The sequence below is a fragment of the Mesorhizobium sp. BR-1-1-10 genome, from assembly GCF_020165595.1.
In the GTDB taxonomy this organism is placed as follows: Bacteria; Pseudomonadota; Alphaproteobacteria; order Rhizobiales; family Rhizobiaceae; genus Mesorhizobium; species Mesorhizobium australicum.
Genome location: NZ_JAIUIL010000002.1, coordinates 447,947 through 467,624 on the forward strand (window position 1 = coordinate 447,947; position 19,678 = coordinate 467,624).

Here is a 19,678-nt window from a genome sequence, read left to right on the forward strand (position 1 = left end):
GCAAATATTCGTTCGCCGTCATGCGGATGCACAACGCCGTTTGTCTCGATTTTTGATGTGGGAAGTTCGTCAAAGGCGCGCTCGGAAGCGCGGATAACAAAAGTCAGTCAAACAAATATCGACGACTTTCTTCTACGCGTGTTTCAGACGCCTGTCAAATGTTGCGCCATCGATCCGAGAATTCGACGCCTGAAAGGACGTCATCTGGCCAACGTCCATGCTGAACAAGCGCCCGCACCTGAGCGTTGCCGGCGGCCGCTCAGCGTTCCTGGTCGGTCGGTCTGATGACGATCTCGTTGACGTTGACGCGCGCCGGCTGGCCGACGGCATAGAGGATGGCGGCGGCGACATCCTCGGCGATCAGCGCTTCCATCGTGGCGAGGCGCTGGTCCAGCCCCGCCTTCGAGGCAGCGTTGGTGATATGGTCGCCAAGCTCTGTGCGCACCAGGCCGGGCTCGATCACGGTGACGCGAACCTTGTCGGCATAGACTTCGCGCCGCAGTGATTCCGAAAAACCGACAACACCAAATTTGGTCGCCGCGTAACCGCTGGCGCCGGGATTGGCGACGCGGCCGGCGACCGACGAGACATTGACGATATGGCCCTTGGCAGCCTTGAGATGCGGCAGCGCCGCCTTGGTGACGCCCATCAGCGCCAGCAGGTTGAGTTCCACCATATGACGCCAGTCGTCGAGCGTTGCCTCCGCTGCCGGCGAGAGCAGCATCACGCCGGCATTGTTGACAAGGATGTCTAGCCGACCCCATTCGGCCACCACCTTCCCGACCATGGCCGCGACATCGTCATTGCTGGTGACGTCGGCCTCGATGCGCAAAGCCGTTCCGCCGATTTTCTCGATGCGGGCGGCCAGAGCTTCGAGCCTATCGACCCGACGGGCGGCGACCGCCACCCTTGCCCCGGCAGCAGCCAGTGCCGCAGCCGTCGCCTCGCCAATGCCCGAGGAAGCGCCGGTGACGAGAGCAACCTTGCCGGCAAGCATGGAAGAAACGGTCATTGCAACATCTCCAAAGCGCGCCGCGCCAATGCTCCTAGATAGGCCATCCCGATAAACGGGGAAGGCCACTTCGCAGATGGGTCCTATTCATCCGGCCCCGGCTCCGGCCACGGCTCCTTCGCCGCTTCCGCATACCATTGGCGCATCGCCGGCAGCGCGAGGATGGCGTCGACATAGGCCCTGGTGTCGGGCGCCAGATCCCCACCATAGGTGTCGAAGCGGGTGACGACAGGCGCATACATGGCGTCGGCCGCGGTGAAATGGCCGAACAGAAACGGGCCGCCCTTGCCGTGTTTCTCACGGCACTCGCGCCACAGCGCCTCGATGCGGGCGCGTTGCGCCTCGCCCTCGGCGTCGAGTGGCTTGTGGCCCTTTGGCCGCCGCAAATTCATCGGCCAGCCATAGCGGACTTCGCGAAAACCGGAATGCATCTCGGTCGCCGCCGAACGCGCCAGCGCCCGGGCGCCGATATCGGCCGGCCAGAGCTTTTTCTCCGGAAAGAGATCGGCGAGGTATTCAAGGATGGAAAGGGTTTCCCAGACCATTCCGCCAGTGTGGTTCAAGGGCTTGTGAACCAAGACAGGGACTTGACCTGTCGGCGACACGTTCGCCAGGTTGGCGGCGGTTTCCGGGGTGCGCAGCCGCACCAAGACCTCTTCGAACGGTATCTCCAGGTGCCGCATCGCCACCCAGGGCCTGAGCGACCAGGACGAGAAGCACTTGTTGCCGATATAGAGCGTGAATTCCGACATTTGTCCCCCTTGGCGGTTTGCTCCTTGCGGAGTGCGCTGGCCGGCACCCTAGCCTGCCGGCGCGGCGCCCGAAAGACACCCTGTTTCGCCGACATAAGCAGCGGCTCTCGGAACCGAAACCGTGCCGGCTCGTTTGCCAAGGCGAACCAAACCCGGGAGATGCGAAAATGGTGAACAAGGATCAGGTCGCCGGTGCGGCCAAGCAGGTAAAAGGCTCGGTCAAGCAAGCCGCCGGCAAAGTGACCGGCGATAGGCAGACGCAGGCGGAAGGCATGGCCGACAAGGCCACCGGCAAGGTGCAGAAGGCCTATGGCGACGCGAAGGACAAGGTCAAGAAATCGCTTGACCGCTGAGGAAAGGGCCGCGTCGAGCGGCCCTTTTCACGTCTTCAGCGATTTGCTGAAAGCGTTGGTGAAAACCACGGCGCCATGATCGTCGCCGGCTTCGCCCAGCACGACGTCCAGGCTGTCGCTGGTGACACGTGCCAAGGCGAAGCCGCCCATATAGGCGGCTTTCGGCTTGAAGAGATCGAGGCCGTCGCGTTGATAGATCATCGGCACCTCGTGCTGGTGACCGTGGAAGACGGCAACGACGTTGTAACCCTTCAGGGCGGCCAGCAAGGCGTGGCGGTCCGCATCGCTCCACCAATGCGGCGCGCCCTTGCCGTCATCGTCGAATGCTCTCTTGGCGGGGTCCCACCGCTCTATCGAAAAAGTATCCCAGCCATAGTGCTGGAACAGGATGACCGGGCGCCCATCCGCCGCATAGGTTGCGAGATCCTGCTTGAGCCAAGGCAGGCTGCTGTCGGCGCCATGGCCGGTGTCGCCGGCGAAGCGATGGGTCTGCACCAGATGCAGGCCACCCCAGTCCCAGGAATAGCAGTCGGTGTCGACGTCGTAGCTGGTGGCCGGCACCGGCGGCTTGAAGAACACGCCGGCGCGATGATTGACCTCGACATAGTCGCGCATTTCACGCCGGTACCAGTCGACATGGTGCGGCGGGCCGTTCTGATCGAGGTCGTGATTGCCGAGCCCGACATAAACCGGAATGTGCACTCGGTCGGGGCCCATGCCTTGCTGATAGCGCTGGCTGAACTGCAGAAGCTGGGTGCCTTCGCTGGGCTCGGTGATTTGGCCGCCGCCATCGTCGGTGATGTCACCGCCAACGACAAGGCCGAGCGGCGTGCCGATGCGGCTGCCGGCCGGCCGCAGGCCCGTGGCGATACCGTTGATCCGCGCCGGCCAATCCTTGTCACTGATGGCGTTCAACGCCGCGACGTTGCGCAGCAGCGCCGCGTCCGTCTTGCCTTCCAACTTGCAATTAGGGCTCAAGCCGCTCGCCATACGGCAGGCATGGACGTCGGCGACGAACAGGAAGGTGGCGTCGACGGGCTGGATGCGCTGTCCGGTCTGGCCGAGCGCCGGACGCGAAAGCGCGCCGGCAGCGGCAAGACCGGCGGCCTGCACCAGAAAGCTGCGTCGTGAAACCAATTGGGGCGGACGGCGATTCATCATCGGCGGAATTCAGCACAAGCGGCGTCTGTCCGTCCAGTTGGTCGAGACATCGGCTACAAAGCCGGGCCCCAGCGATCCACCTGCCTCAAGTAGCGCCATGCCGGCGCAGCACCCTGCGACGTCGCCGCGCCACCGGCCCGCCCTGGGATGATGCGGCGAGCGAGGTGCTCCGCTCCAGCGCCGCAAGGCAATCGCGCAAGGGGCCGGCGTCCTGTGCTGTCTTGGCCATCGACATGGCGCCGGAATAGGCGGCGACCGCAAACACCGCAAAATGCTCGGGATCCGTGCCTTGCTCCCTGCCCTCCCGCTGGTCGGCCCTGATCTTGTCGGCGATCGCCTGGCGCCATGCCGAAAAGACGCCAACAAGGGCATTCCGAAATTCGAGATCGGCCAGCGACAGTTCATGCGCCAGATTGTTGAGGGGGCAGCCGCGGACGAAACCTTGCCGTTCCAGTTCCGCCGCCACGGCGTCGAACACTTGACGCACGCCCTCGCGGGCCGAAGCGGCCTGCCGCACCGGCGCGATCCACGTCTCCTCGACCGCCGCCGCCACGCGCTCGTCGATGACCGCCAGCGCCAGCGCCTTCTTGGTCGGGAAGTGATGATGCAACGCGCCACCGCTGACGCCTGCCGCCGCCATCAGGTCGCCGAGGCTGGAAGCATGATAGCCGCGCGCCTGAAACGCTGCCTCGGCGACATCGAGCACTTTGCGGCGCATGCCTTCGGGGTCGTTGATGCGTTTGCCTCGGACTCGCCCTGGCCGGCTGTTGAGCTCTGCTGACATTGTAAAAGGATAGCATGTTGACAAAACAGGGCAACCGGTCTGTTTATAAACAGGACGATCAACCTGTTTTGGAGAACCCGCGGATGAGCCCGATCCCGAATGCCACGCCTAAGCCGGCGGTACTCGCCTCGCCGATCGTCGAATTGCGGCAGTACACGTTGAAGCCTGGCCGGCGCGAAACGTTGATCGATATCTTCGACACGCAGTTCATCGAAAGCCAGGAAGACGCGGGGATGACCATCATCGGCCAGTTCCGCGACCTGGACCGCCCCGATATGTTCGTCTGGATGCGCGGTTTCGAGAGCATGGATGCGCGCAAGGATGCTCTGAGCGCGTTTTATGACGGCCCCGTATGGGCGGCGCACCGCGACGCGGCCAACGCGACGATGATCGATTCCGACGATGTGTTGCTGCTGCGGCCGGCGTGGCCGGATGCCGGCTTCGATCTGTCGGGATTGCGCCGGCCAATGGCCGACATGGCCAAGAGCACAAGCGAACGGAGCGGGTTGCCCGGCCTGGTTGAGATTTCGATTCATCATTTACGGCCGGGCATCGGCGCCGACTTCGCCGGGCGCTTCCGGGCGGAGATGGTTGCGCGGCTTGCCCAGACCGGTGCGCGTCTGCTTGGCGCCTTCCTGACGGAGCCGGCCGCAAACACCTTCCCGCGGCTACCCGTGCGCGCCGGCGAAAACGTCTTTATCACCGTTGCCGGCTTCCCCGACGGCGATGCCCACGCCAGCCATCGCCTCGCCACTTCGCCGGCGTGGCAGGCACTTGGCCGGAACATGCAGGGCATTAGCACTAAGCCGGCCGAGACGTTGCGGCTGGTGCCCACGGCCCGATCGCTGTCGCGGTGATCAGCGGCCGGACAGCATCCCCGCCATCGCGGAGGCGACGAAGGCCGGGGCCTCCCAATGGGGATTGTGACCGCAATTTTGCGCCCAGACGAGACGGGATCCGGTCAGCGCGTCGGCCAAGGCCTGCTGGTGCGGCTCGTCGAATAGCGGATCGCAGGCGCCGGCGATGATCAGTGCCTTGGCCCGCACGGCCCGTGCCTCGGCGGTCAGGTCGGTGATGCGGACTTCCTCCAGAATGGCACGCCAGCGGGCCGCAGGCATGGCGGAAGCTTCCGTCGCCAGGCCCGCGAGGAACGTCCGCGGCACCGAGGTTTGGCACGCATGCCACCAGGCAAAGAACGGGTCGGCCGGCGATATCGGATCGTGCAAGGCCAGGATGCCGACCGGCAACGCATGGTCCGGCGTGAAGCCGGGCTTCAGCGTGCTGGCCAGCACGACCAGGCCTCCGATCAAGTCCGGCTGCCGGGCGGCCAATGCAATTGCCACCATGCCGCCCAGCGAATGACCGACGACGATAGGCCGGTCCAGCCGCAGATGCCGGATCAACCCGGCAATATCCTCGGCGAAATCAGCGACGCGGTAGCCGCCGCCCGCCTGCGAGGCACCATGGCCGCGCAGATCGGGCATGATCAGCCGGCGGCCAGCCAGATGCGGCGCCAGCAGCGAAAAGCTGCGGCTGGTGTCGGTGAAACCATGGATCAGCAACAGCGGCGGCCCGGCACCGGCGATCTCGACATAGGCGATGTCGAGATCGCCGATATTGACCCATTGCTTGCGACCAGCCCAGGCGTTCTGTTCCACACAGGTGATGGACAAAGCGTCCGGCGGTCTCACAGGCCGAGCTTCTCCTTGACGGCGGCAAGACCAGGCTTGCCATCGAAAGTCATGACACCGGCGAGCCAGGCATCGAGACGGTTCTTGTTCAGCGTGATCGCCTTCAGCGCCCCGTCCTCTGGCTTCATGCCGTCATTGATGAGGTAGCCCATGCCGACATTCTCGAAGTCGATGTCGAAGACCAGGTTCCTGAGGAACTGCGCCACGTTAGGACATTCCTGCAGGTAGCCCTTGCGGACCTGCGTCGTCACCGTCGCGGCGCCGAAATTCGGGCCAAAGAACTTGTCGCCGCCTGTCAGATACTTGAAGTCGTACATGGTGTTCATCGGATGCGGCGCCCAGCCCTGGAAGACGATGAACTGCTTCTCCTTGATCTCGTAACCGACCTCCGACAGCATGCCGGCTTCGCTGGACTCGACCACGTGCCAGCCATCGAGGCCGAAGGCCGGATCGGCGATGGCGTCCATCATCAGCTGGTTGGAGCCGGGCTCGATGCCATACATCTTCTTGCCGAACTTGTCGGCGAACTTGTGCAGGTCGGAGACGTCCTTGACCCCTGCCTCCCAGACATAGGTCGGTACGGCGAACGTGTATTTGGCGCCGACGAGATTGACACGCACATTCTCGATCGAGCCGTCCTTCTTGTAGGGTTCGTAATAGGTGACCATCGCCGGGTCCCAGTAGCCCAGGAACAGGTCGAGATCCCGGTTCTTCATGCCTTCGTAGATGACGTTGATGCCCAGCACCTCGCTCTGTGGCTGATAGCCGAGCGCTTGCAGGAGCACATTGCCCACACCCGTGGTGAAAGCGAGATCGTTCCAGCCGGGCTCGGCCATGCGGACCACACGGCATTGCTCGGCGTCGGCCGCCTGGGCAGCCTGCGAGGCCAACGCCAGCGCGGCCAGACAGCTTGCAAGGATACGCACCATTTCCGTTCTCCTTATTGTGTTGACCCATCGGTCTTTTTATTGTCCCATGGGTCAATGATTGATCTCGCGGGGCGAAAATGTCAACATGGATTCGTGAGGCATGGAACAATCTCGTGAAACTGAAACGCCTTGGCGACATACGCCGAAAGGAATTGCGCCAGGCGGCCTTCGCGGTTCTGGAGCGCGAAGGCATTGCGGGGGCGACGCTGGAAAAAGTCGCCGCCCATGCAGGCGCCTCCAAAGGCATCGTGCTGCACTATTTCCGCAACAAGCAGGAATTGTTCGAGCACGCCATGCGCGAGGCCAACGCAGTCCTATGCAACGCGGTGGTCGCAAGGCTTCGCCGGGCGCGGACTTCGATGGAACGCCTGGACGCGGTGATCGAGGGCAATTTCGAGGAGCATCTCTTCCTGCCGCCTCTATGCCATGCCTGGCTTTCGCTCTGCGCCGAGGTGCCGCGCGATGAAAAGCTGGCGCGCATCCAGAAGGTGATCCATGGGCGCATGCGCTCGAACCTGTTGTCCGGCCTGCGCGGCCTCGCCTCACCCAACGAGGCCGACGACATCGCGCTTGGCGTCACGGCCTTGATAGACGGACTCTGGCTTCGGCTCGGCCTGCAGCCGGGCAGCGTCTCGCGCGAACAGGCGATCCGGCAGGTCAAGGGCTATGTCGCCGCGCGGCTGGCTACTCAGGAGCGCTCCACCGCCAGCGCGTGAAACCGACCCGCACGTCGTCCGGTTTTCGCGCTGCGACGGGTCTCAGGCCAGCCGGCCGTCGGGCGCTTGCGCCGGACGCCGGCCGAAGTTCATACCCTGGGATAGCCTGATGACTTGACCCCGTCACGGACATGCGGTGCGATCCCTCTGTTTGATGGCAAACGCATGGTGAGGTGCGTGATGAGGCTTCACGGCAAGCGGACGTTGATCACCGGCGGATCGGATGGCATCGGCCTGGCGATCGCCGAGGCATTCCTGCACGAGGGTGCCGATGTCCTGATCGTGGGCCGCGACGCGGGCAAACTCGACACCGCTCGCCAGAAGCTGACGGCCCTCGGCTCGATAGGCATGGTGGCGACATTGTCGGCCGACCTCGCCACCAGCCCCGGCCTCGCAGCGGTCGTCGAGCAGGCGAAAGAATCCGGCCGGCCACTCGACGTTCTCGTCAACAATGCCGGTGTCGCCTATCTCGTGCCGTTCGAGAGTGTCAGCGAGGCACAGTTCCAGCACTCTTTCGCGCTCAATGTGACGGCGGCGTTCTTCCTCACCCAGGGGCTGCTGCCGCATCTCGGTGCAGGTGCATCCGTCATCAACATCTCCTCTTATTTCGCCAACAAGATGATCCCGAAACGGCCATCAAGCCTCTACTCCCTGTCCAAAGGCGCGTTGAACTCGCTGACCAAATCGCTGGCCTTCGAACTCGGTCCGCGCGGCATCCGCGTCAACGCAATCGCACCCGGTACGGTGGATACCGCAATGCGGCGCAAGACCGTCGACAATCTGCCGGCCGAGGCACAGGCGGAACTGAAAGCCTATGTCGAGCGCAGCTATCCTCTCGGCCGCATCGGCCGGCCTGACGACCTCGCCGGGATGGCGGTCTATCTCGCCAGCGACGAGGCTGGCTGGACCAGTGGCGGCATCTTTGCCGTCGACGGCGGCTACACGGCGGGGTGAACTGCCTGGCCGCTATGGCGCGGCAACTTCACCAGCGGCGCTTTCCACAAATCCAAGAGCGCCCACAACGTCCAGGATCTGAAGGCGAATCCAGCGATGAGGGGGCTCGTCGTCTCGGCGTGCGTGCCAGTACATCCTGATTTCAGGAACGGCGATGGGAAGTGGCGGCTCGAAGATGGCGAGAGGCAGGGTCTTGGCTGCCCAAACCGCGAACTGCCTGGGAACCGCGGAAAGGTAGTTTCCGTTTGCGACGGCCAACGCGACAGCCTGAAAGTGAGGCAGTGCCAAGCTCACACGGCGGCTTCGCCCGATTTTGCGGAGCGCCTCGTCGGTGGAGCCCGACATCGAGCCGTCAATAGAGCGAAGAACGTGCGGCAGTTCGCAAAAAAGCTCAAGCGGAATAGGCTCGCCCCCTGCGATCCCCGCCAGTCTGATCGCAGCATTGTTTTGCGCCGCAATGATTGCGAATGGCGAATGGAACAGCGGTACGCTGGAGACCCAATCCAAGACCTCCAGCGGACGTTCGAGAGCCACATCGATTTCATCGTCCTGGAGCAGACGCGAAACATCGCCTCGCGCGCTATCGAGAAACCGTAACGACGCATGCGGCGCGATAGCCGCGACGCGCACCGCCAGTGTCGGCATCAGTAGCATGGAAAAGAAGTCCGCCCCCATGAGCGTGAAGGTTCGCTCAAGTTCCGCCGGATTGAACGAATGCGCCGAATGAAAGGCGCGTTCGATCTCGCGCAGTGCGGCGCGCACCGGCTCCGTCAGGCTTTCGGCGCGCGGGGTCGGCACCATGTCGTTGCCGCGCCGCACGAACAACTGGTCGTTGAGGACATGACGCAGGCGATTGAGCGCGGCGCTCACGGCGGGCTGGCTCAGCCCGATCTGCTCGCCGGCGCGCGTCACGCTTCGTTCGCGCAAAAGCGCGTCGAGCACCCTGACCAGATTGAGGTCGAGCGCATTTAAATTCATGGCATCAATCCGCCCCATACGATCATTGGATTTCCATCGGCGGCATGCACCTGATCAGATCCTTCCGACCGCGACCCGTCCGAAGGCAACAAAGGAGGAAGAACCATGACAATGACCGTCGGGACCATTACAGGCAAGGAACTCTTCTGGTTCAACAACACACTGGTTGCCATTCGGATATCGTCGGCGGAGGGCGAGGACGGCATCTGTGTCGTCGAGCACCGCATGCCCCATGGCGATTCTCCGCCGCTGCATGTGCATCGGCACGAAGACGAGGTGTTTCATATCCTAGAAGGACAGCTGCGCGTTCGGATCGACGGACAGGAGCGGGTCGCTGGTATCGGCGAGACCCTCATTGCGCCGAAAGGCCTGCCGCACACATACAGGGTCGAATCTCCAGAAGGTGCGCGCGCTCTGACCGTCACGCGCGGCCGCGGGTTCGAGACGATGCTGCGTCAGGCGAGCCGCCCCGCCGGACAGCCGGAATTGCCGCCGCTGTCCGAGCCGACGCCCGAGATGATCGAGGCTCTGGTGCGGATCTGCGCGGAAAATGGCATCGATATTGTCGGTTCGCCCTTGAGTTGAGAACGCGAAGCCGCCGATCTCTGCTCCGAGGGTTCCAGTGGGGAGATCGGAAGCATCTTCAACCGATTTGCATCCGCAGCCGCGTTATTCTCCGCTTGAAGCCATTTGTGCAACGCGATACGCCGTTGCCCAAATCGACAGACCGGAGCCTTGCCGTGAGCACGCCAAAGACGAGAACCGAAACCGACACGTTCGGCCCCATCGAGGTCGCCGCCGACCGTTATTGGGGCGCCCAGGCGCAGCGTTCCCTCGGCAATTTCAAGATCGGTTGGGAGAAGCAGCCGGTTTCGATCGTGCGCGCGCTGGGCATCGTCAAGCGGGCGGCGGCGGAAGCCAACATGGAGCTCAAGCGGCTCGATCCGGCCATCGGCAAGGCGATCATCGAGGCCTCGCAAGAGGTCATCGACGGCAAGCTCAACGACCACTTTCCGCTGGTGGTCTGGCAGACCGGCTCGGGCACGCAGTCCAACATGAACGCCAACGAGGTGATCTCGAACCGCGCGATCGAGATGCTGGGCGGCGTCATGGGCTCGAAGAAGCCGGTGCACCCCAACGATCACGTCAATATGAGCCAGTCCTCCAACGACACCTATCCGACGGCCATGCACATCGCCTGCGCCGAGCGGATCGAGCATGACCTGATCCCCGCTCTGCACCACCTGCACAAGGCGCTCGCCGCCAAGAGCCGGGACTTCAACCACATCATCAAGATCGGCCGCACCCACACGCAGGATGCCACGCCGCTGACGCTGGGCCAGGAATTCTCCGGCTATGCCGCGCAGGTCGCCTCCTCGATCAAGCGCATCGAGCAGACGCTGCCCGGCCTGCAGGAACTGGCGCAGGGCGGCACCGCCGTCGGCACCGGCCTCAATGCGCCGGTCGGTTTCGCCGAGCGGGTGGCCGATCGCATCGCCGCCATTACCGGCATTGCCTTCGTCACCGCGCCGAACAAGTTCGAGGCGCTCGCCGCCCATGATTCCATGGTGTTCTCGCACGGTGCCATCAATGCCGCGGCCGCGGCACTGTTCAAGATCGCCAACGACATCCGTTTCCTTGGCTCCGGCCCGCGCTCGGGCCTCGGCGAATTGTCGCTGCCGGAAAACGAACCCGGCTCCTCGATCATGCCGGGCAAGGTCAACCCTACCCAGTGCGAGGCGATGACGCAGGTCTGCGTGCAGGTGTTCGGCAACAATGCGGCGCTTACCTTCGCCGGCAGCCAAGGCCATTTCGAGCTCAACGTCTACAATCCGCTGATGGCGTACAATTTCCTGCAGTCGGTGCAGTTGCTCGCCGACGCCTCGGTCTCCTTCACCGACAATTGCGTCGTCGGCATCGAGGCGCGAGAGGACAACATCAAGGCGGCTCTCGACCGTTCGCTGATGCTGGTGACCGCGCTTGCGCCCACCATCGGCTACGACAACGCCGCCAAGATCGCCAAGACCGCGCACAAGAAAGGCACGACGTTGCGCGAGGAAGCGTTGGCAACCGGACTGGTCAGCGAGGCCGACTATGACCGCCTGGTGCGGCCGCAGGACATGACACATCCGGGGTGAAGGCATTTTTCGGCGGGAGAATATCCTCACGCCAGCGCGTCGACCGACATGAATTTCCGCTTTTCACCGGTTCACAGAAACGTATTCCTGTGAACAATGTGTCGCCGGATAGGCAGCTTTGGTGAACAGTCGACATGCTCTATCTGACGGGGCATCAACCCCATTCGGAGAGCCACCATGTCCACAAACACCTCCTTCGCCGGCAGCGGCACCGCGTCCAACAGCTCTGTCACCATCCTTGTCGGCCGTATCCTGCTCGCGGTCATTTTCCTGCTTTCGGGATTCGGCAAGCTCACGGCCATTTCCGGCACTGCCGCCTATTTCGGCGGCCTCGGCCTGCCGGCGCCGACGGCGACGGCCGTCATCGTCGGACTGATCGAGCTGCTTGGCGGCCTTGCCGTCCTCGTCGGCTTCCAGACCAGGGTCGCCGCCTGGGTGCTCGCGATCTTCACGATCGCCACCGGGCTGGTTGCCCACACCGGCTGGGCCGACCAGATGCAGATGATCCAGTTCCTCAAGAACGTCGCCATCACCGGCGGTTTCCTGCTGCTGGCCTCCTCGGGTCCCGGCGCCTATTCGATCGACGCCAAGCGCGGCTGAGGTTTTTTCCTCCCAAGGATCTGAAACGAGCGGCGCGGAATTTTTCCGCGCCGCTTTTTCGTTATGTGATCACAGGCCTACAGCACGTCGCGGCAAATAGGATTCGCCCGAGCTGCTGAAAGCTTCTGGTTTTATGCATGTCGTTGTCCCGGACCAAGGACACTCCCGGGCGACATGCATTAGACTGCAATGGTCGCCGGCGACCGTGCCGGCAAGGGAGTGAGCCATGGGTCGCAGTGCATTGCTTCTGGTTTCGCGGCTGCTGTTTGCCGTGCTGTTCGTGCCGTCCGGCTTCCAGGCGCTCGCCAACATTGCCGGCACCACCAGCTATTTCGCCGGCCTCGGCCTGCCGCTGCCGGCGCTCGCCGCCTGGGGCACCGGCCTTTTCGAGCTGATCGCGGGACTGCTGATCCTCGTTGGTTTGCAGACGCGGATCGTGGCACTGCTGCTGGCCGGCTTCTGCATCGCGGCCGGCTATATCGGCCACTATGGCCAAGGCGCCGAGGATGCGGCGCTCGCCTTCCTGCACCAGCAGATGCTGATGAAGGATATCGCGGTATCGGGTGGTTTCCTGGCGCTTGCCATGGCCGGCCCCGGCGCATGGTCGGCCGATGGGCGCGGCTTCGGCATAGGCGCCGACGCGACTTGACTACTTCGCCGACACGCTCTGCCCGCCCTCGACCGCCAGCACCAGGCGGCGGTTGGTGATGCGCGCCAGTTGCGCCAGCCGGCCGGCCGGGCGCTCGCCGTATAGGTCGGAGAGCGAGGCCGGCAGCACCAGCGCCAGCGCGCCGTTGGGGCGGCTTTCCCATTTCAGCCTCGGCATGATGCCAGGCATCGCGGCCGTCAGCAGATAGACGACGCGCATCATCGCTGCCAGTACGCGGGCGCGCTCCAGCAGGCGCGGCGGCGCCAACGCCCTGATTTCGGGCGCCACCAATTCATTGAAGACGCCATCGTGACGGTAGGCGTTGGTCAGCGCCAGGTAGGCGCGGCCGGGATGATCGACACCGATGAACGAGGCATGCGCAATGATGTTGAGCGACTGCTTGCCGCGATATTCCGGATGAGCGCGCCAGCCGATATCGGCGAGCAGGCAGGCGGCATGGCGATAGCGCGCTTCGTCTTCCGTCTCGTCGATGCCGAAAGCCTTGAAGGCCTTGCCGGTCCATTCGACCAGGTCGTGCGCGTGATGGACCGAACGCGAGCGCAGAAGCGCGAGTTCCTCGGCGGCCGAGATCAGCGGATCGGCCTTCTGCTCGGCCGCGTCGAGCAGCGAATAGAGGAAACCCTCACGCACGCCTTGCGCCGAAACGACGATCCTGGACGGCTGCATCGCCGTCATGATCTCCTGCAGCACGAGAGCGCCATAGGGCAGCAGCGAGCGGCGGTTCTTGGAGACGCCCTCGATACCCCTCACCTTTTCGACTTCGCCCCTGGCCACCTGCTTGAGGAAGTTCTGAGCGCTTTCGGCCGATATTTCGTAGTGGTGCATGACGCCGAGCGGGTAGTTGTTCATCTCCATATGCAGCCTGGCGAGGTTTCGCCAGGTGCCGCCAACAGCGTAGAAAGTCCTGCCTTGTCCGCCCTTCAAGAGCTTGGCCCGGGCCAGTTCCTGGCGCGCGATCTTCTGCGCCTGGACGAGCGAGTTCTTCGCCATGTCCTGCAGGCGCAGGCCGCCGAGCGGCAGCGTGATGCCATCGCCGATCGCCTCGCCATCAATGTCTATAAGCTCCAGGCTGCCGCCGCCAAGGTCGCCGGCAATCCCGTTGGCCGGGTGGAAACCGGAGATGACGCCGAGCGCTGAATAATGCGCTTCCTGGCGGCCGGAGAGCACACGGATTTCGGTCTTGAGCACATCCTCGGCACGATGGATGAAATCGGGACCGTTGATCGCCTCGCGGGCGGCGGCGGTTGCCAGCACGTACATGTGTTCGGCGCCTGCCTGGTCGGAGAGCGCGCGGAAACGGCGAAACTCCTCCATCGAGCGCGCCACCCCCTCGGGGTCCAGCTTCCCCGTCGACACGATGCCGCGGCCGAGGCCGGCCAGCATCTTTTCGTTGAACAGCATGGTCGGCGAGCGCGCCAGCCCCTCATAGACGACGAGACGGATCGAATTGGAGCCGATGTCGATGATGGACAGCGGTCGGCGGTCCTGCAGCCGGCCCTGGGAATTGGACAGCATCAGGTGGCGGCGTTCTTCTTGCGGCGCTTGAACTGCGCGATTCGCTTGGGCGCATGCGATTTCAGCGCGTCACCCCGTCCCGACAGGCTCGGATTGGTCATGAAATATTCCTGCGCGTTGAACGGTTCCTCACCCTCCTCCAGCACCACGCGCCGGGAGGTTCCATCTGCCAATACGTCGAAACTTTGCTGATTGTCCATGATGTTGCCCAGCATGATCTGACCCAGAATCTGTTCATGCACAGTTGGATTGGTGATCGGCACCATGGTCTCGACGCGGCGGTCGAGATTGCGCGGCATGAGGTCGGCCGAGGAGATGTAGACGATCGCCTCGTCCGACGGAAGGCCATGACCGTTGCCGAAGCAATAGATGCGGCTGTGCTCCAGGAAACGGCCGACGATCGACTTGACCCTGATGTTCTCCGACAGGCCCGGCACCTGCGGCCGCAGGCAGCAGATGCCGCGCACGACGAGATCGATCTCCACTCCGGCGCGGCTGGCATCGTAGAGCGCGTCGATGATGATGGGATCGACGAGCGCGTTCATCTTCATCCAGATACGCGCCGGCCGTCCCTCCAACGCATGGGTCACCTCGTCCGAAATGTGCTGGAGGATGCGGTTCCTCAGCGTGAACGGCGAGATCGCCAGCCGCATCTCCGCGGTCGGCTCGGCATAGCCGGTGATGAAATTGAACAATTGGGCGACGTCGCGGGCGATCGTCGGATCGGTGGTGAAGAAGGACAGGTCGGTGTAGATGCGCGCGGTGACCGGGTGGTAGTTGCCGGTGCCGAGATGGACGTAATTGCGCAGCTTGCCGTCCTCGCGCCGCACCACCAGCGACATCTTGGCGTGGGTCTTGAGTTCCAGGAACCCGAACACGACCTGCACGCCGGCGCGTTCGAGATCGCGCGCCCAGCGAATGTTGGCCTCCTCATCGAAACGCGCCTTGAGCTCGACCAGCGCCGTCACCGACTTGCCGGCTTCGGCCGCGTCGACCAGAGCACGCACGATCGGGCTGTCGTTGGAGGTGCGATAGAGCGTCTGCTTGATCGCCACGACTTCGGGATCGGCCATCGCCTGGCGCAGGAACTGCACCACCACGTCGAACGACTCATAGGGGTGATGGACGACGATGTCCTTCTCGCGAATGGCGGCGAAACAGTCGCCGCCATGCTCGCGGATGCGCTCGGGAAAGCGTGGGTTGTAGGGGATGAATTTCAGGTCATCGCGGGGAACGGAGACGATCTCGGAGATCTGGCTGAGCGCCAGCGGCCCGGTCAGCACGCTGATGCGGCTCGACGAGACGCCAAGCTCGCCGGCGACGAAATCGCGCAATTCCCCAGGCATCAGCTTGTCGAATTCGATGCGGATGACGGAGCCGCGGCGGCGGCGCTTCAGCGCCGTTTCGAACAGGCGCACGAGATCTTCCGATTCCTCTTCGACCTCGATGTCGCTGTCACGAATGATGCGGAACGTGCCGGAACCCTTGACCTCGTAGCCAGGGAAGAGCTTGCCGATATAGAGGCCGACCGCCTCCTCCAGCGGAATGAAGCGGACATGGTGCTTGCGGTCCGGCAGGCGGATGAAGCGCTTCAGCGCCACCGGCAGGCGCAAGAGCGCGCTCATCTCCTCGCCATTCTTGCGATGGCGAAGCTGCAGCGCCATCGAGAAGCCGAGATTGGGAATGAACGGGAACGGATGCGCCGGGTCGATCGACAGCGGGGTCAGCACGGGAAACACCTGCTCCTGGAAATGGTCTTCCAGCCAGACCTTCTCGTCCTTTGTCAGCGCGTCGCGGGTGATGCTTTCGATGCCTTCCTTGTTGAGCAGCACGGTAAGGGCCGACAGGCTCTTCTGCTGGTCCTCCTGCAGCCGCTCGACCTCACGCAGCAATTGTTCGAGCTGCTGTTCGGGAGTGCGTCCGTCCGGGCTCTTCAGCACGATCCCCTCGCGCACCTGGCCGGCAAGACCGGCGACGCGCACCATGAAGAACTCGTCGAGATTGGCGGCCGAGATCGACAGGAAGCGGACGCGCTCCAGCAGCGGGTGATGGGTGTTCAGCGATTCCTCGAGAACGCGGCGATTGAACTGCAGCCAGGAGAATTCGCGGTTGACGAAGCGGTCCGGATTGCCTTCCGGGCTCGCTGCCGCGACATTGTTGAATTCGCTCTGTACCGGCTTCAGTTCGTTCATGATTTCTGCTCTTCCGCGCGCCTCAGCCGGTTAACCGGCTTAACTTATCCTGTGGCAGGCTTTTGCGACAGTTCTCTGACAGGCTTTTGCGACAGTTTGATTTCATCGAACTTGCAAACAGACTTGATATGATCCAGATGCAGAGAGACTGCGCTAAGGAGACGATGATGGCAGGCGGTTCCATTCCCCATTTCCAGAACGATGCGGGCCATCCGGCGATCGACATCGGAGTCAAGGAATTCATGTGCACGGGCGCCAACCCGCCTTTCGACCATCCGCATGTTTTTCTCGACATGGGCGACGACAATGAGAAAGTCTGCCCTTACTGCTCGACCCTCTACCGTTATTCGCCGAAGCTGAAGGCGACCGAAACGCTGCCGGCGGGCTGCCTCTACATCGACCAGGCCGCCTGACCTTCCGATCATGAGCGAGACGCGGTCCCGGCAGGTCATGATCGCCGGGGCTGGCATCGCCGGGCTGACAGCGGCGATTGCCTTTGCCGAACGCGGCTATTCCGTGAGGGTGTTCGAACAGGCGCAGCGTCTCGAAGCGGCGGGCGCCGGCATCCAGCTCTCTCCTAACGCGACCCGCATCCTTCGCCAGCTTGGCGTGCTCGACACGCTTCTTGCCAATGCCGTCCAGCCGGAAGCCGTGGTGCTGAAGGACGCCGCGAGCCTGCGCCAACTGGCACGCGTGCCGCTTGGCGGAGCCGGCGAGGAACGCTGGGGGGCGCCCTATCTCGTGGCGCACCGGGCGGATCTGCAAGATGCCCTAATGGCGCGCGTTGCGCAAATGCCCGACATCCATCTCACCACCGGCGCGCAGGTCAGCAGCGTGACCTCCGGTTCACTCGTTATCACCAGGACAGACGGGGTCGGCCGCAAGGTTATCGATACCGAAGGATCTCTGCTGGTCGGCGCCGATGGCGTCTGGTCAGCGGTGCGGAGGTTTGCCAGTCCAGGCAGCGGAGCCGGCTTGGCGAACAGCCATTTCTCCGGCGAACTGGCCTGGCGGGCGACGGTGAGCGCAGACAACGAGGCGGGGCGAGCCTTCGCCGCAATCGGCGCTACCGACTGCGTCACCACCTTCCTGCACCTCGGATTCCACATGGTCGCCTACCCCGTCAGCAGGGGTAGCGCCTTCAACCTTGCCGCCTTCACCCGGGGCGAGCGCATCGCCGAGGGGTGGTCACGCCACGCCGATCCCGCCATCCTTTCAGGCGCCATGCGCCGCTCCGCGCCGGCGCTGGCGCGGTTGGTGGAACTCGCTGGCCCGTGGACCGCCTTCCCCATCCACACGGTCGAGCAGCGACGCTGGACTATGTCACAAGGCGTCGCGCTGATCGGCGACGCCGCGCACGCGATGACGCCGTTCGCGGCGCAAGGTGCTGCCATGGCGATCGAGGATGCCGCGACGCTGGCCAGCCTGGTCGCCGACATCCCCGGCGACCTGACGCAAAGCCTCGCCATCTGGGAGGAGCTGCGGCGGTCGCGCATCGCCAAGGTCATCCGTCGCGGCGCGCTCAATCGGCTTGCCTGGCATGCCCGTGGCCCGGTGGCGTTGGCCCGCAATCTGTTTCTGGCGGCGCGACCGGGAGAGAAGCTCGCAGCCGATCTGGACTGGCTTTACGGGTGGGAGCAGCAGCGGATCATCCGCCGCTGAAAGGAGCCAGCGGCAAAGCTAATTGTACAGCCGCATCGACAGCCCAAGCGAAACCGGCAGCGGGTTCCACCAGCCGGTGCGCAGGCCGGCGGTGCGCAGTGCCGCCGCCGTCCAGGTGTTGCAGCCGATCAGCGCGTTGAAAGGGCCATTGGCCTCATAAAAGCGATCGAAATTGGAGTAGGCGGCATTATCGATGACGATCGGACCGTTCGGCCCCTCCTGAAAGCTCGCTTCGATGAAATCGAGCAATGCGGCAAAACGGTCTTCGCCCACGTCGAAGCCGGCGACATCGGGGTGCGGCTCGGGAATGTTGCCGGCGACGGCGACATGCATCACCGACGCATCGAGCGTCAAAGCCTTGAACGCGGGCAGCGCCTTCAATTGCGACCATGTCGGCGTTTCCAGGTAGAAGGCGCGCCCACCCCAGCCGAAGACGAGGTAGCGCACTTCGGGCGCGTCCGAAGGCAGGCCGGCATCGGCAAGAAAACGAAAGCGCCGGCGCACCTCGTCGTCCACGGGAATGGCGATGTCGGTGTGGATCGGATTTTTCAGCACCAATATGTGCCGGATGCCCTCGCCCGCCGCGGCTGCCGGCCAGAGCGGCCGCGGCACCAGCGTGCCGAGCGACACGGCGAGCACCAGTGCTGCAACCAGAATGGCCAGGAAACGCAGGAGTTTTCTCATCGGTGCGGCTTCGCGATTCCATTCGCGGCTCTATGGAGAAGATCATTATCCGATCGGCCAGAAACTAAAAAGCCCGGCCGTGCGCGACCGGGCTTTCTCGACTTGGCGTCAGTCCGCTCAGTGCAGGATCTGCGACAGGAACAGCTTCGTGCGTTCGTGGCGGGGATGGTCGAAGAACTCGGCCGGCGTGTTCTGCTCGACGATCTGGCCCTGATCCATGAAGATCACCCGGTTGGCGACTTTCCTGGCAAAGCCCATCTCGTGGGTGACGCACAGCATGGTCATGCCTTCCTCGGCCAGCCCCACCATCGTCTCCAGCACTTCCTTGATCATTTCCGGGTCGAGCGCCGAGGTCGGCTCGTCGAACAGCATGATGCGCGGGTTCATGCACAGCGAGCGGGCGATCGCCACGCGCTGCTGCTGGCCGCCGGAAAGCTGGCCCGGATATTTGTTGGCCTGCTCGGGGATCTTCACGCGCTTGAGGAAATGCATGGCGATTTCCTCGGCCTGCTTCTTCGGCGTCTTGCGCACCCAGATCGGCGCCAGCGTGCAATTCTCGAGGATGGTCAGATGCGGGAACAGGTTGAAGTGCTGGAACACCATGCCGACCTCGCGGCGCACCTCGTCGATCTTTTTCAGATCGTTGGTGAGTTCCTTGCCGTCGACGATGATCTTGCCCTTCTGGTGTTCTTCCAGCCGGTTGATGCAGCGGATCATGGTCGACTTGCCCGACCCGGACGGTCCGCAAATGACGATGCGCTCGCCGCGCATCACCTTGAGGTTGATGTCCTTCAGCACATGGAACTCGCCGTACCATTTATGCATGGCGATGATGTCGATGGCGACATCGGTGGTCGAGATATGCATCTTGGCGGCGTTGACCTTGA

The 19,678-nt window shown here is 63.6% G+C and carries 21 protein-coding genes; 10 read left to right on the forward strand and 11 right to left on the reverse strand.

Going from position 1 to position 19,678, the window contains the following annotated elements:
- Nucleotides 1–259 precede the first annotated feature (259 nt).
- On the reverse strand, nt 260–1,012 hold the full coding sequence (locus LB555_RS05170) for an SDR family NAD(P)-dependent oxidoreductase (protein WP_224682397.1): 753 nt from the start codon (nt 1,010–1,012) through the stop codon (nt 260–262).
- A gap of 83 nt (nt 1,013–1,095) precedes the next feature.
- Nucleotides 1,096–1,764, reverse strand: coding sequence for a glutathione S-transferase family protein (locus LB555_RS05175; protein WP_015318398.1), 669 nt, complete (start codon nt 1,762–1,764; stop codon nt 1,096–1,098).
- Nucleotides 1,765–1,931: 167 nt separating this feature from the next.
- Between LB555_RS05175 and LB555_RS05180 the strand changes: the two genes are divergently transcribed.
- Nucleotides 1,932–2,117: a CsbD family protein gene (locus tag LB555_RS05180; protein WP_015318399.1), complete on the forward strand. Its 186-nt coding sequence runs from the start codon at nt 1,932–1,934 to the stop codon at nt 2,115–2,117.
- A 27-nt stretch (nt 2,118–2,144) separates the two neighbouring features.
- Here LB555_RS05180 and LB555_RS05185 read toward each other — a convergent pair whose 3' ends face one another.
- Both LB555_RS05185 and LB555_RS05190 read right to left on the reverse strand, forming a co-directional pair.
- The gene (locus tag LB555_RS05185; protein ID WP_224682398.1) at nt 2,145–3,278 is read right to left on the reverse strand and encodes a metallophosphoesterase; all 1,134 of its coding nucleotides are present in this window, start codon (nt 3,276–3,278) and stop codon (nt 2,145–2,147) included.
- Nucleotides 3,279–3,363: 85 nt separating this feature from the next.
- Entirely contained in the window at nt 3,364–3,996 is a 633-nt protein-coding gene (locus tag LB555_RS05190) for a TetR/AcrR family transcriptional regulator (protein ID WP_224682399.1), read from the reverse strand.
- An 83-nt stretch (nt 3,997–4,079) separates the two neighbouring features.
- On the opposite strand from LB555_RS05190, the gene LB555_RS05195 reads away from it, so the two are divergent.
- Nucleotides 4,080–4,919, forward strand: a complete 840-nt coding sequence (locus LB555_RS05195; RefSeq protein ID WP_318012984.1) for an NIPSNAP family protein — start codon at nt 4,080–4,082, stop codon at nt 4,917–4,919.
- Here the strand turns inward: LB555_RS05195 and LB555_RS05200 are convergent, their stop codons facing one another.
- Together LB555_RS05200 and choX are read right to left on the reverse strand one after the other, a co-directional pair.
- Nucleotides 4,920–5,753, reverse strand: a complete 834-nt coding sequence (locus LB555_RS05200; protein ID WP_224682400.1) for an alpha/beta fold hydrolase — start codon at nt 5,751–5,753, stop codon at nt 4,920–4,922.
- Entirely contained in the window at nt 5,750–6,682 is a 933-nt protein-coding gene (choX, locus tag LB555_RS05205; protein ID WP_224682401.1) for a choline ABC transporter substrate-binding protein, read from the reverse strand. The genes LB555_RS05200 and choX overlap by 4 nt, the downstream gene beginning before the upstream one ends.
- Nucleotides 6,683–6,759: 77 nt before the next feature.
- Here choX and betI point away from each other — a divergent pair, with 77 nt between their 5' ends.
- Together betI and LB555_RS05215 are read left to right on the forward strand one after the other, a co-directional pair.
- Complete coding sequence (gene betI / locus LB555_RS05210) at nt 6,760–7,398, forward strand: choline-responsive transcriptional repressor BetI (RefSeq protein ID WP_015318400.1); 639 nt, start codon at nt 6,760–6,762, stop codon at nt 7,396–7,398.
- A 180-nt stretch (nt 7,399–7,578) separates the two neighbouring features.
- Complete coding sequence (locus LB555_RS05215; RefSeq protein WP_015318401.1) at nt 7,579–8,352, forward strand: SDR family NAD(P)-dependent oxidoreductase; 774 nt, start codon at nt 7,579–7,581, stop codon at nt 8,350–8,352.
- 12 nt (nt 8,353–8,364) lie between these two features.
- Here the strand turns inward: LB555_RS05215 and LB555_RS05220 are convergent, their stop codons facing one another.
- Nucleotides 8,365–9,330, reverse strand: coding sequence for a LysR family transcriptional regulator (locus LB555_RS05220; RefSeq protein WP_015318402.1), 966 nt, complete (start codon nt 9,328–9,330; stop codon nt 8,365–8,367).
- Nucleotides 9,331–9,435: 105 nt separating this feature from the next.
- Here LB555_RS05220 and LB555_RS05225 point away from each other — a divergent pair, with 105 nt between their 5' ends.
- The 4 genes from LB555_RS05225 (at nt 9,436) to LB555_RS05240 (ending at nt 12,717) form a co-directional block, all read left to right on the forward strand.
- Complete coding sequence (locus LB555_RS05225; RefSeq protein ID WP_015318403.1) at nt 9,436–9,915, forward strand: cupin domain-containing protein; 480 nt, start codon at nt 9,436–9,438, stop codon at nt 9,913–9,915.
- Nucleotides 9,916–10,070: 155 nt separating this feature from the next.
- Entirely contained in the window at nt 10,071–11,468 is a 1,398-nt protein-coding gene (gene fumC, locus LB555_RS05230) for a class II fumarate hydratase (RefSeq protein ID WP_015318404.1), read from the forward strand.
- Between the two features lie 177 nt (nt 11,469–11,645).
- A complete protein-coding gene (locus LB555_RS05235) occupies nt 11,646–12,068 on the forward strand; it encodes a DoxX family protein (protein ID WP_015318405.1) in 423 nt (140 codons plus the stop codon).
- A gap of 226 nt (nt 12,069–12,294) precedes the next feature.
- Nucleotides 12,295–12,717: a DoxX family protein gene (locus LB555_RS05240; protein WP_015318406.1), complete on the forward strand. Its 423-nt coding sequence runs from the start codon at nt 12,295–12,297 to the stop codon at nt 12,715–12,717.
- On the opposite strand, the gene ppx is transcribed toward LB555_RS05240, so the two are convergent.
- Nucleotides 12,718–14,253 carry an exopolyphosphatase gene (ppx, locus tag LB555_RS05245; protein ID WP_015318407.1) on the reverse strand — a complete coding sequence of 512 codons (1,536 nt, stop codon included), beginning with the start codon at nt 14,251–14,253 and terminating at the stop codon, nt 12,718–12,720.
- Nucleotides 14,253–16,445 (reverse strand): RNA degradosome polyphosphate kinase, encoded by a 2,193-nt coding sequence (locus tag LB555_RS05250; protein ID WP_015318408.1) that lies wholly within the window; start codon nt 16,443–16,445, stop codon nt 14,253–14,255. Before LB555_RS05250 ends, ppx begins: the two co-directional genes overlap by 1 nt.
- A 167-nt stretch (nt 16,446–16,612) precedes the next feature.
- Here LB555_RS05250 and LB555_RS05255 point away from each other — a divergent pair, with 167 nt between their 5' ends.
- Together LB555_RS05255 and LB555_RS05260 are read left to right on the forward strand one after the other, a co-directional pair.
- A complete protein-coding gene (locus LB555_RS05255) occupies nt 16,613–16,858 on the forward strand; it encodes a zinc-finger domain-containing protein (protein WP_015318409.1) in 246 nt (81 codons plus the stop codon).
- Between the two features lie 10 nt (nt 16,859–16,868).
- The gene (locus LB555_RS05260; protein WP_015318410.1) at nt 16,869–18,107 is read left to right on the forward strand and encodes an FAD-dependent monooxygenase; all 1,239 of its coding nucleotides are present in this window, start codon (nt 16,869–16,871) and stop codon (nt 18,105–18,107) included.
- An 18-nt stretch (nt 18,108–18,125) separates the two neighbouring features.
- Here LB555_RS05260 and LB555_RS05265 read toward each other — a convergent pair whose 3' ends face one another.
- Both LB555_RS05265 and LB555_RS05270 read right to left on the reverse strand, forming a co-directional pair.
- Nucleotides 18,126–18,791 carry a TIGR02117 family protein gene (locus tag LB555_RS05265; RefSeq protein ID WP_015318411.1) on the reverse strand — a complete coding sequence of 222 codons (666 nt, stop codon included), beginning with the start codon at nt 18,789–18,791 and terminating at the stop codon, nt 18,126–18,128.
- 117 nt (nt 18,792–18,908) lie between these two features.
- Entirely contained in the window at nt 18,909–19,658 is a 750-nt protein-coding gene (locus LB555_RS05270) for an amino acid ABC transporter ATP-binding protein (RefSeq protein WP_031240865.1), read from the reverse strand.
- Nucleotides 19,659–19,678 lie beyond the last annotated feature (20 nt).

Coding starts and splice junctions, on each gene's coding strand:
- LB555_RS05175 (WP_015318398.1), bottom strand. CDS start 1,764: ATGTCGGAATTCACGCTCTATATCGGCAACAAGTGCTTCTCGTCCTGG.
- choX (WP_224682401.1), bottom strand. CDS start 6,682: ATGGTGCGTATCCTTGCAAGCTGTCTGGCCGCGCTGGCGTTGGCCTCG.
- LB555_RS05185 (WP_224682398.1), bottom strand. CDS start 3,278: ATGATGAATCGCCGTCCGCCCCAATTGGTTTCACGACGCAGCTTTCTG.
- LB555_RS05180 (WP_015318399.1), top strand. CDS start 1,932: ATGGTGAACAAGGATCAGGTCGCCGGTGCGGCCAAGCAGGTAAAAGGC.
- LB555_RS05270 (WP_031240865.1), bottom strand. CDS start 19,658: ATGCATATCTCGACCACCGATGTCGCCATCGACATCATCGCCATGCAT.
- LB555_RS05190 (WP_224682399.1), bottom strand. CDS start 3,996: ATGCGCCGCAAAGTGCTCGATGTCGCCGAGGCAGCGTTTCAGGCGCGC.
- betI (WP_015318400.1), top strand. CDS start 6,760: ATGTCAACATGGATTCGTGAGGCATGGAACAATCTCGTGAAACTGAAA.
- LB555_RS05220 (WP_015318402.1), bottom strand. CDS start 9,330: ATGAATTTAAATGCGCTCGACCTCAATCTGGTCAGGGTGCTCGACGCG.
- LB555_RS05215 (WP_015318401.1), top strand. CDS start 7,579: ATGAGGCTTCACGGCAAGCGGACGTTGATCACCGGCGGATCGGATGGC.
- LB555_RS05240 (WP_015318406.1), top strand. CDS start 12,295: ATGGGTCGCAGTGCATTGCTTCTGGTTTCGCGGCTGCTGTTTGCCGTG.
- LB555_RS05250 (WP_015318408.1), bottom strand. CDS start 16,445: ATGAACGAACTGAAGCCGGTACAGAGCGAATTCAACAATGTCGCGGCA.
- LB555_RS05235 (WP_015318405.1), top strand. CDS start 11,646: ATGTCCACAAACACCTCCTTCGCCGGCAGCGGCACCGCGTCCAACAGC.
- LB555_RS05170 (WP_224682397.1), bottom strand. CDS start 1,012: ATGACCGTTTCTTCCATGCTTGCCGGCAAGGTTGCTCTCGTCACCGGC.
- LB555_RS05265 (WP_015318411.1), bottom strand. CDS start 18,791: ATGAGAAAACTCCTGCGTTTCCTGGCCATTCTGGTTGCAGCACTGGTG.
- LB555_RS05260 (WP_015318410.1), top strand. CDS start 16,869: ATGAGCGAGACGCGGTCCCGGCAGGTCATGATCGCCGGGGCTGGCATC.
- ppx (WP_015318407.1), bottom strand. CDS start 14,253: ATGCTGTCCAATTCCCAGGGCCGGCTGCAGGACCGCCGACCGCTGTCC.
- LB555_RS05255 (WP_015318409.1), top strand. CDS start 16,613: ATGGCAGGCGGTTCCATTCCCCATTTCCAGAACGATGCGGGCCATCCG.
- LB555_RS05225 (WP_015318403.1), top strand. CDS start 9,436: ATGACAATGACCGTCGGGACCATTACAGGCAAGGAACTCTTCTGGTTC.